Source organism: Rheinheimera texasensis (assembly GCF_964031785.1).
Taxonomy (GTDB): Bacteria; Pseudomonadota; Gammaproteobacteria; order Enterobacterales; family Alteromonadaceae; genus Pararheinheimera; species Pararheinheimera texasensis_A.
In genome coordinates this window covers 1-10145 of sequence record NZ_CAXIRE010000020.1, presented here as the reverse complement: position 1 = coordinate 10145, position 10145 = coordinate 1, and the positions used below count along the sequence as shown (strand labels likewise).

9 protein-coding genes are annotated in these 10145 nt (G+C 49.8%); 5 read left to right on the top strand and 4 right to left on the bottom strand.

Translation table 11 applies throughout. The annotated features are described in order from the left end of the window. Positions 1-42: 42 nt before the first annotated feature. The gene (locus ABNT34_RS11460) at positions 43-1449 is read right to left on the bottom strand and encodes an MBL fold metallo-hydrolase (protein ID WP_348731732.1); all 1407 of its coding nucleotides are present in this window, start codon (positions 1447-1449) and stop codon (positions 43-45) included. A 128-nt stretch (positions 1450-1577) separates the two neighbouring features. On the opposite strand from ABNT34_RS11460, the gene ABNT34_RS11455 reads away from it, so the two are divergent. Together ABNT34_RS11455 and ABNT34_RS11450 are read left to right on the top strand one after the other, a co-directional pair. Next, positions 1578-2462, top strand: coding sequence for a TIGR00730 family Rossman fold protein (locus ABNT34_RS11455; protein ID WP_348731730.1), 885 nt, complete (start codon positions 1578-1580; stop codon positions 2460-2462). A gap of 130 nt (positions 2463-2592) precedes the next feature. Next, complete coding sequence (locus tag ABNT34_RS11450) at positions 2593-2826, top strand: hypothetical protein (RefSeq protein WP_348731728.1); 234 nt, start codon at positions 2593-2595, stop codon at positions 2824-2826. Positions 2827-3105: 279 nt separating this feature from the next. Here the strand turns inward: ABNT34_RS11450 and ABNT34_RS11445 are convergent, their stop codons facing one another. Beyond that, positions 3106-4701 carry an isocitrate lyase gene (locus ABNT34_RS11445; protein ID WP_348731726.1) on the bottom strand — a complete coding sequence of 532 codons (1596 nt, stop codon included), beginning with the start codon at positions 4699-4701 and terminating at the stop codon, positions 3106-3108. A gap of 204 nt (positions 4702-4905) precedes the next feature. On the opposite strand from ABNT34_RS11445, the gene ABNT34_RS11440 reads away from it, so the two are divergent. Beyond that, positions 4906-5844 (top strand): LysR family transcriptional regulator, encoded by a 939-nt coding sequence (locus ABNT34_RS11440; RefSeq protein ID WP_348731724.1) that lies wholly within the window; start codon positions 4906-4908, stop codon positions 5842-5844. A gap of 81 nt (positions 5845-5925) precedes the next feature. On the opposite strand, the gene aceB is transcribed toward ABNT34_RS11440, so the two are convergent. Continuing rightward, positions 5926-7518 (bottom strand): malate synthase A, encoded by a 1593-nt coding sequence (gene aceB, locus ABNT34_RS11435; RefSeq protein WP_348731722.1) that lies wholly within the window; start codon positions 7516-7518, stop codon positions 5926-5928. Positions 7519-7787: 269 nt separating this feature from the next. Between aceB and ABNT34_RS11430 the strand changes: the two genes are divergently transcribed. Then, complete coding sequence (locus ABNT34_RS11430; protein WP_348731720.1) at positions 7788-8408, top strand: DUF2726 domain-containing protein; 621 nt, start codon at positions 7788-7790, stop codon at positions 8406-8408. Between the two features lie 233 nt (positions 8409-8641). Further along, positions 8642-8830 (top strand): hypothetical protein, encoded by a 189-nt coding sequence (locus ABNT34_RS11425; protein WP_348731718.1) that lies wholly within the window; start codon positions 8642-8644, stop codon positions 8828-8830. Between the two features lie 171 nt (positions 8831-9001). On the opposite strand, the gene ABNT34_RS11420 is transcribed toward ABNT34_RS11425, so the two are convergent. Next, positions 9002-9634 (bottom strand): hypothetical protein, encoded by a 633-nt coding sequence (locus ABNT34_RS11420; protein ID WP_348731716.1) that lies wholly within the window; start codon positions 9632-9634, stop codon positions 9002-9004. Between the last annotated feature and the right edge of the window lie 511 nt (positions 9635-10145).

Sequence of the window (10145 nt, the reverse complement as noted above, 5' to 3'; positions counted from 1 at the left end):
CGACCGGCTCTTGGCCGGTCGCGCGGCTTTTATTGTATGGTTTTACAACACGATTTGCTGCGCCATCTGAGCTATTTCAGTTTTGATACCGGCACTTTGCAGTTTTTCGGCTAAGGCTTCCTGCGCCTGCGGCTCGCCGTGCACCAGATAAAACTGTGGCTGGCCGCCGATATGTTTGGCCCAGGCCAACAATTGGCTTTGGCCGGCATGCGCAGAAAAACCGCCGATGGTATGGATAGCCGCCCGCACCACTAATGGCTGGCCGAGGATTTTCACCCGGGTTTCACCGTCAATCAGCCGGCGCCCCAAGGTGCCTTTGGCCTGAAAGCCAACAAAAATCAGATGATTAACGTTTTTCCACAGGTTGTGTTTAAAGTGGTGCAGGATACGGCCACCGTTACACATGCCACTACCGGCAATAATAATCGCGCCCTGATTGATGCGGTTCAGTGCCATAGATTCTTCGACATCTTTGGTCAGATGCAAAATCGGCAAAAACGACTTCAGATCTTTGGCGCCATAACGGGCAAACACCTGGGTATCTTTTTGATCAAACTCTTTAATCAGCTTGTCGTAAATCTGGGTGATCTCAATCGCCATAGGGCTGTCCAACACTACCATGCGTTGCTTCAGCCGGCCTTGATGATAAAGCAAGCCTAAGTAATACAGAATTTCCTGTGAACGCCCGAGCGCAAACGCCGGAATAAACACATTGCCACCGGCTTTGTGCGCCGCATCCAGTGCGCTGGCAAATTCTTCTAATGTATTTTCCAGACATTGGTGATCGCGGTCACCGTAGGTACTTTCCATCAGCACCACATCAGCGCTTTCAATCAGCGCCGGGTCGTGCATCAGCACTGTCGCCGGGTTACCCAAATCGCCGGAAAATACCAGGTGGCGCATGGCTTTATGGCCTTTGATCCAGAGCTCAACAATAGCAGAGCCGAGAATATGGCCGGCATCGTGCAGTTTGAGCGTCAGGCCATCGAGCACATCAATATCTTGCTGGTAAGGCAGTGGTTCCAGACTGTCGGTGACCGCCATCACATCTTTGAGGCTCATGATCGGGTCCTGCTCCGGTTTACCGAGCCGTGCCCGTTGCCGGTTCTGCCACTCCAGATCCTTGATATATAGCGAAAACGCATCTTTTAATAAAACCGGCAACAGGCTGGCGGTGCCTTCTGAGCAAAAAATCCGGCCACGGAAACCACGCGCCACCAGTAGAGTGAGTAAACCACTGTGATCAATATGCGCATGCGACAAAATCACCGCGTCAATGTCTTTGGGCCTGAACTGAAAGCGAAACTTGTGCAAGTCTGTGACCTGATCGCCGCCCTGTTGCATACCGCAGTCCAGCAACACATTCTGACCGTTCCACTGCAATAAATAACAGGACCCGGTGACCTGACGGGCCGCGCCTAAAAATGTTAAACGAGCATCTAATGGCATGACAGCTTCCTTCTGAGTTGACGCTGTTAACATACACCAAAATCAGGCACAACATGGTAGGCTAGATCAAACAGATTGAAGATGGCGCTGCAGAACCTGCAACGTCAAAACAGATGCAGGCCCTTGATATGACCGCAAAAAACCCGTTAGAAGCCCGTCACTTCAGTTCAGCCCGTGAAGCTTTAGCACAGGCGCTGGAGCTGCAGGATCATCCGTCGTACCGGCTCGCTTTTGCCGATACTGAATTCCTGATGCAAGATGAATTACGCTCGGCCCGCCTGCAGCTGGAGTACCTGAAGCCGCAATTAATTCTGGAACAACATCAGGTTAAAGCCACTGTGGTGGTATTTGGCAGTGCCCGTTTTCTATCTCCGGAGCAAGCGTCGCTGCAGCTGGCGCAGGCTCAGCAACAGGCGGCACAGGCCCCGGATGAGCCGGCGCTGCAACAGCGGTTACAGCAAGCCAAACGCCAGGTGCGTAACAGCCGTTATTATGTTGAAGCCCAGCGTTTTGCCGAACTGGTGACACAACACAGTCAACAATGTCCGAAAACGGCTCTGATGATTATCAGCGGCGGCGGCCCCGGAGTGATGGAAGCGGCCAATCGCGGCGCATACCAGGTTGGCGGCAAAAGTATTGGCCTGAATATAGTTCTGCCGCACGAACAGCGACCAAACCCTTATATCACGCCGGAGTTTTGCTTCCAGTTCCACTATTTTGCCATCCGTAAAATGCATTTTCTGCAACGCGCCCGCGCTTTAGTCGCTTTTCCGGGCGGCTTTGGTACGCTGGATGAGTTGTTTGAAACCCTGACCCTGCTACAAACCGGCAAAGCCAGTAAAGTACCTGTGGTGTTATTTGACGAACAGTTCTGGCGCAAGTTAATCAACTTTGATTTGCTGGTTGAAGAGGGATTGATCAGCCCACAGGATTTGGAGCTGATCCGCTTTGTTGACAGCGCCGAAGCCGCCTGGCAGGTGATTTGCGACAGCTATCAGCTGCCAGCGGAATAAGTTGATTGCAAGTGGTTGTTTTTTAGTCACTTAACCAGCTCAGATTCAATTTTCTGTCATCTCTGGCCGATAGACTGCCCGGCGTCAGGATATCCCTTGACGTTGCTTGCAGTTTTGCGGAGACACGCAGATGTATGATAAACGGATGTTAAAGCTGTTATTGTGTGAACGCCTGGCGCTGGCACAGGTGCCTTTCAGCCGACACGGCAACCAAATCCGTACGGCGCGGGCAGCAGTTGAATTTCAGGAGCACTCACTGGTGCTGCTCAAAACCGGCAAGGCCGAACGCCATCTGCCGTATCACAAAGTGCGTCTAAGCCAGTTATTGCTGAATCTGCAGCCGCAAGGCGAGTTTAGTGCATGAATCGGTGATCACCTTTTCTTGTACATCACGGAAAAGCTCTGGGTACCACGTACCTGCATTTTCCGTGTACCGCACTTCCTGTGCATAAAAAAATTGCCTGGAGCAATTTTTAACAACGCAAAGCGTTGGCCTGAAAGGTGAGCGCCATGGATGGCGCGAATAAAAAAGGCAGCCAGTCTTTGGCTGCCAACAGTCGATTCACCCGACCCACGTAAAACTCGTTTCAGCAATTGCCGGCAAGCGGTTGCTGCTTACCGGCTGGTCACAAATCAGCGCCCCTCAGAACTGATTCATGGTGTTATCTTTACCGGCTGCTTTTAATGCAGCTTCGCCGGCAAAGTATTCTTTATGGTCATCGCCAATGTCTGAGCCGGACATATTCTGGTGTTTGACGCAGGCGATGCCCTGACGGATCTCCTGACGTTGTACACCTTTGACGTAACCCAGCATGCCGGCTGTACCGAAGTACTCCTTGGCCAGATTGTCGGTCGACAGCGCGGCCGTATGGTACGTTGGCAACGTGATCAAGTGATGGAAGATGCCAGCCCGTTTTGCGCCATCGGCCTGGAATGTACGGATCCGTTCATCCGCTTCCAGCGCCAGTGCGGTGCTGTCGTAGTCGACACTCATCAGTTTGGCGCGCTCATAAGCCGACACATCTTTGCCCTCCGCGGCCCAGGCATCAAACACCTGCTGACGGAAGTTCAGTGTCCAGTTAAAGGACGGGCTGTTGTTGTAAACCAGCTTGGCGTTTGGCACCACGGCGCGAATGCGGTCAACCATTTCGGCAATTTGGCCAACGTGTGGTTTTTCCGTTTCAATCCACAGCAAGTCGGCGCCATGCTGCAACGAGGTAATACAATCCAGCACCACCCGGTCCACACCGGAGCCGGCTTTAAACTGGAACAAACCACTGGCCAGGCGTTTTGGTTTTAACAGCTTGCCATTGGCTTTTACCACTACATCGCCGTTCTGGATATCGTCAGCGCTTTGGATGTAGTCGCCATCCAGGAAGCTGTTGTACAGGTCGCCTAAATCACCCGGCTCATTGGTCACAGCGATTTGTTTAGTCAGGCCTGCTCCTAAGGAATCAGTACGGGCGACAATAATGCCGTTTTCGATGCCAAGCTCAAGAAAGGCGTACCGTACCGCGTTAATTTTCGCCAGGAAGTCCGCATGTGGCACTGTGACTTTACCGTCCTGGTGACCACATTGTTTTTCGTCCGACACCTGGTTTTCAATCTGAATGGCGCAGGCACCGGCTTCAATCATTTTCTTCGCCAGCAGGTATGTTGCTTCAGCATTACCAAAACCGGCGTCGATGTCGGCGATAATCGGCACGACATGGGTTTCAAAATTGTCGATCTTCGCCAGGATCTCAGTGACCTTGCTTTGCTGATCCGAAGCGCGAGCGGCATCCAATTCACGGAACAAACCGCCCAGTTCACGGGCGTCGGCTTGTTTTAAGAAGGTATACAGCTCTTCAATCAATGCCGGCACTGCGGTTTTTTCATGCATCGACTGATCCGGCTGTGGCCCGAACTCAGAACGCAGTGCGGCAATCATCCAGCCGGACAGATACAAATAACGTTTTTTCGTGCTGCCAAAATGCTTTTTGATGGCAATCAGTTTTTGCTGACCGATAAAACCGTGCCAGCAGCCTAAAGACTGGGTATAGCTGGCGCTGTCGGCGTCATATTCCGCCATGTCACGACGCATGATATCGGCGGTGTATTGCGCAATGTCGAGGCCACTGTTAAATCTGTTCTGCAGTTGCATCCGTGTCGCATATTCAGCACTGATAGCATTCCAGGCGCTGCCGTTGGCTTTAACACTTTGTTCCAGTTGCTGGACTTTCTGTAAATAGGCTGACATCACTGCATCCTCATCGGGTTCGGGCTGTTGGGTACGTTCTATTGGCAGCTCTGCAGGTGTTGTGTGTGCCCTGCGCTGTTGCATTTCACTATAGGTTTCGGCAAAACGATTCATCCAGTTGATTTTTCTGATGCTCATCATTCATTATGTGAATATGAAAATCGGACTATTTAGCGCCAACACCGCCATTTCACGGGAGATTTGATGAATATCAGCAAAATCGACTTAAACCTGCTGGTTTATCTGGATATGTTGCTCAGGGAGAAAAATGTCACCCGGGCCGCCAACCAGCTCAATATCACCCAACCGGCGATGAGTAACGGTTTAAAACGCCTGCGCGACCTGCTGAACGACCCGATTCTGGTCCGCACCTCCGACGGTATGGTGCCGACAGAACGCGCCAAAGAATTGGCACCTATCGTGCGCGGAGTGTTGTTAACACTGGAAGAAACGCTGCAGCCAAATAAAGAATTTGAACCGGCACACAGCCATCGGGTGTTTCGCATTATGGCCAGTGATTATGCGGCTTCTACGCTGATTCCTGCATTGCTGAAGCGCCTGAGGGCACAAGCGCCCGGCACCTCGCTGGACATTATGACGCCGTCTGATGTGACCTTTCATGACGTCGAAAACGGTAAAGTGGATATGGCGATTAACCGCTTTGACCAACTGCCGCAATCTTTCCACCAAAAAACCATCTGGAAAGATGCTTTTGCTTGTCTGGTGCATAAACAAAACCCTATTCTGCAGAACTTCAATTTAGATACCTATTTAAAAGGCCAGCATATTTGGGTGAGTAAAACCGGTTTTGGTGTTGGAGTCGGGATGGACCCGGCAGATGTGCAAAAGCTTGGTTGGGTTGACGAAGCGCTGGCAAAATTTGGCAAACAACGCAATATCGGTGTGTTTACGCGCAACTATCATGTCGCGATGCATCTGGCTGTCGAAACCGATTTGATTGCGACCCTGCCCTATCGCGCCGCCATGCTGTATAGAAACGACAGCAGCATGCAGGTACTGGACCCGCCTTTCCCAATTCCGTCAATTGAGCTGAAGATGATATGGAGCCCGTTATTGCATCAGGATGCCAGCCATATCTGGCTACGGCGGCTGATTGTGGAGATTGCGGAGGAATTGAGTTAAGCAAATGTCAGACATATGGTGTCTGCGCCAGCTTACGGATAAAAAAAGAGGGGCGGTTGGGATGCCCCTCTTTGCTTCGGGTTACACTAAAAGCTCATACGCTGGCAGGGTCAGGAAGTCCACCAACTCATCAGCTGTGGTGATACTTAGCAATAAAGCCGCTGCTTTGTCAAAGGATTGTTGTTGCCATAGCTCTTCCCCAACTTCAGACCTCACCACAGCACTTTCTTCAGCCAACATAGTGCTGAACAAAGCCTTGGTAATTAATTGCCCGTTTGACAATGACTTACCATGTTTAATCCATTGCCAGATCGAAGTTCGGGAGATTTCAGCCGTCGCAGCATCTTCCATCAGGCCATAAATTGGCACACAGCCTTTGCCACTGATCCAGGCGGCAATATACTGCAGCGCCACACGGATATTGGTACGCATGCCGGCTTCAGTGCGCTCCCCTTCGCTTGGCTGCAGCAGCTCTGCCGCGCTGATCGGCGCGTCTTGCTCGCGCAGGACATGCAGCTGATTCGGTTTGTCGCCGAGTTTCGCATCAAAGACCGCATTAGCCGTTGCGGCAAGCCCCGGATGCGCCACCCAGGTGCCATCGTGACCGTTGTTGGCTTCCAGCGATTTATCTGCTGTCACTTTTTGCAAAATGGCCGCATTGGCCACCGGATCTTTCGCCGGAATAAAAGCCGCCATGCCGCCCATCGCCAGCGCACCACGTTTGTGACAGGTTTTGATCAGCAGTCGCGAATAAGCACTCAAAAACGGCTGATTCATCGTCACGACCTGCCGGTCGGGTAATACCCGGTCCGGATGATTTTTTAAGGTCTTGATATAACTAAAGATGTAATCCCAGCGTCCACAATTCAGCGCCACGATATGATCTTTCAGGCTATAAAGGATTTCGTCCATTTCAAACACGGCCGGTAAGGTTTCAATCAGCACTGTGGCGCGGATGAAACCTATTGGCTGTTGAAACCGTGCTTCAGTAAAGCGGAACACTTTATCCCACCAGGCTGCTTCTTTATGACTTTGCAGTTTCGGCAGGTAATAATAGACACCTGTGCCTTTTTGCTGACGTATCTGATAGTTATGGAAAAAATACAAAGCAAAATCGACCAGTGAACCCGGCACCTGAGCGCCGTCTACTTCCAAATGCCGCTCCCACAGATGTAAACCGCGGACACGCGCAATCAGCAAGGCCGGATTGTCGCGCAGCGCATATTGTTTGCCGGATTGCGGGTCGCTGTAGCTGATAGTGCCAAGATTGGCATCCCGCAAATTGATCTGGCCTTCAATGACCCCTTGCCAGCTGGGCGCCTGTGAATCTTCAAAGTCCGCCATAAAGACTTTTACATCAGCATTAAGCGCATTAATGATCATTTTCCGGTCAACCGGGCCCGTGATTTCAGTACGGCGATCCTGTAAATCTGCCGGGATAGCGGCAACCTGCCAGTCGCTTTGGCGGATATGTGCAGTTTCTGGCAAAAAGTCTGGCAAAGCACCGGCGTCAAAGCGGGCCTGTACTTGCTGACGTGTGGCAAGTAACTGGTGCAGTTCAGGTCTGAACTCACGGACCAGATCAACCACAAAGCTGCAGGCAGCTTCTGTCAGAATTTGTTCGTATTCCGCCGTCAGCGGGCCTTTAATCGTAAATCCTGCGCAAGTGGTCATCACTGTTTCCTCATATAGTAGGGAGTTACTCAGTGCAACGCTCAACTGTCCTTTGATACCGGACAGCTACGGTGTCGTTGTACTCTTGATACTTGCAGCACTATAGGCCTGATTAGGCCATCACAGGCATTAATGCCAAATATGTCTGGCATCACGGATTATTATGAATGAGTGACGAAGACATCATATTTTCTGGCATGACTTCTGCTAAGTAATCACACGGCAAGCCGCCGTTTCTGCTGAACGTCAAAAATTTGTCTGAGGTGTCTATGGAATTGATCATTGTGCTGCTGGTGTTGTTAGCGGTGATGGCTGCAGTTGTCGTGAATCGCTTTATCCATCATGGTAACCCATTCCCCTTTCACAAAAAGACCCAACTCTTTACTCACGTGGAGCGTTCTTTCTTACAGTTACTTGAACGTGCCGTAGGTGGGCAGTACAAAATTATCAACCGGGTGAAACTGGCTGATATTCTTGAACTAAAAGATAACGCCGACAGTAAAACCCGCAGGGCGGCGTCGTTGAAACTCAACGCCAAATATCTGGATTACGTGCTTTGTAACTTAGATGATATGTCGATTGTTGCGGTCATAGACCTTGTGAACAATACCAATAAAGAAGGCCATAAAGCGGTCCCCGATTGGTTTGTCAGCGGTGCTTTAGAAGCCAGCGGTATCCCCTATATACGAATGAAAATTAAAGCTGGTTATACAGTTGCCGATATACAACAAGGTTTGGCTGCGAAACTCGGCAATATTCCGATGGCTCCGCTACCGCTGGTTAAAGGCACAGTGAAAAAAGGCCCGACCCGGCCAGTCCGCCCGCTGACGACAGCTTTGCCAGCGCAAACCATGAAGACGAATTCAACGGCATTGGTCCAGATAGGATGACCAGTCCCCACCGAACCTTGACGCTTTGGAAATCATAAGTCACTCCTAGCGAAAAGCCCCCGGCCCCGTTTGCTGCAACAAACGGGGCTTTTTTATGTGCAGGATTTAAGGTTCATTGATCATGTGGGAATAATTTTCGCTGATAAACATGCTGCAGAATAAATCACCACAACCCTTAAAGTTATATGCTAAAACGTCGATAACATGCAGGATGTAACGGCATGGGAGGAACTATGACTGAAAGCATCGGTAGCCAGGCTGTCGGCCAAAGCTATGAAATGTTGGGAGCCGCTCTGGCAAAAACTCAACAGAAACAAGAAGCTCAAATGACGATGCAGCTATTACAAAGCGCCACGGTGGCTCAGCCTCCGCAGCCAGCACCAGTCGGAAACTTGGGACAAAATGTTGATGTGATGGTGTAGACGTGCCGGACCTGACTCTTCAGGTCCGTTTTTTGTTTGATACTCGGGGTGCAAATCACAGACAGTAAATTGAGTATTTGCCATAACTCTATTTACAGACACATTTTCGGTTACAACAGAGTTCAGAAGATAACTTCTTTACCGCACTGTAAACATTCAGGTAACTCATTATCAGGCAACTGCGAGTATGGGTCTGACCATGTCCTGACGAAACTGCCAACTCCGTAGTAACAGATCCTGCTTTAAACCAAAATCACTGCTATGCAAGTAATATGTCGGAATATACTCAAGCATGAACATATCTCTGTATAACGTTTTAAATCTCGCACGCGCTTCCATTTGCAAAAGTCGCTTCGGCGTGCCTACCGGCATTTGTACATTAAATAGATAAGCCATTTTCTCATTTGCAGGCAGATAACCTGAATAAGCCCGGTTTTTCAATTGCCGAAGTTTTACTGCAACATCAACAAGTTGCGCGATAAATCCATACTTCTTGGAAAGTTTACCAAACGGTTGGATCCAGGGTTTTCGCTTGATCGTGTGTCGGCGAATTAAACCAGTTTCTTGTTCCATTAACGCAATCAACAGTGACGTACAGACTCCAGTTTGTTTTACAACAAAGTCAATATCCACAGCATGGATCAGCATATGAGGTGAATATTGTTTAAAATATGCAACTGAGCTGGGTTGCTCTTGTTGATTACAACCGTACGGAAAAGTATCAAAGTAATTTTTTTCTACAGCAGGCGTAGTAAAACTCATAGTAAGCGTTACAAAAGCCAACATTGGGATAATCCATTTCATCCTATCTTCCTTACGCAGTTATCTGGGTGAGGAGAATTTAGAACACGAAATCGGAATCGTATCCATAAACATTTTTTTATCATTAATTTATCAATATAAACTTAACCATTTACCTTGATTAGGGGCAGGCTTGGTGATAAAGGGTCGATTTTGTAGCTAAACGGCGAGCAATTATCCGTTAAAAACTGCATTTATTACCCCGTGTAACGCGATCAAGCTGCACATTAGCCCACCGGAATGTCATAACAACATCAAACTGTTTGCGTTTTGCAGTTTCGTTTGAGTCTGCACCCTCGCGGAGCTCGGGATTGTTCAACCGCTGTGTGACAGCCAGCAACGCAAAACTGTTGGCTTTGGAGCTCCTAAGGCGTCAACATCGCGGCTTCGTTTGAGTCTGCACCCTCGCAGAGCTTCGGGTGTGCTCAGCCGCTGTGTGACAGCCAGAAGAGCAACATTGGTTGCGTTCTTAAACCCCGTTCCTTTGAGGGTTCTATTGAACTCACCATTGCGG

Coding starts and splice junctions, on each gene's coding strand:
- ABNT34_RS11460 (WP_348731732.1), bottom strand. CDS start 1,449: ATGCCATTAGATGCTCGTTTAACATTTTTAGGCGCGGCCCGTCAGGTC.
- ABNT34_RS11455 (WP_348731730.1), top strand. CDS start 1,578: ATGACCGCAAAAAACCCGTTAGAAGCCCGTCACTTCAGTTCAGCCCGT.
- ABNT34_RS11450 (WP_348731728.1), top strand. CDS start 2,593: ATGTATGATAAACGGATGTTAAAGCTGTTATTGTGTGAACGCCTGGCG.
- ABNT34_RS11445 (WP_348731726.1), bottom strand. CDS start 4,701: ATGTCAGCCTATTTACAGAAAGTCCAGCAACTGGAACAAAGTGTTAAA.
- ABNT34_RS11440 (WP_348731724.1), top strand. CDS start 4,906: ATGAATATCAGCAAAATCGACTTAAACCTGCTGGTTTATCTGGATATG.
- aceB (WP_348731722.1), bottom strand. CDS start 7,518: ATGACCACTTGCGCAGGATTTACGATTAAAGGCCCGCTGACGGCGGAA.
- ABNT34_RS11430 (WP_348731720.1), top strand. CDS start 7,788: ATGGAATTGATCATTGTGCTGCTGGTGTTGTTAGCGGTGATGGCTGCA.
- ABNT34_RS11425 (WP_348731718.1), top strand. CDS start 8,642: ATGACTGAAAGCATCGGTAGCCAGGCTGTCGGCCAAAGCTATGAAATG.
- ABNT34_RS11420 (WP_348731716.1), bottom strand. CDS start 9,634: ATGAAATGGATTATCCCAATGTTGGCTTTTGTAACGCTTACTATGAGT.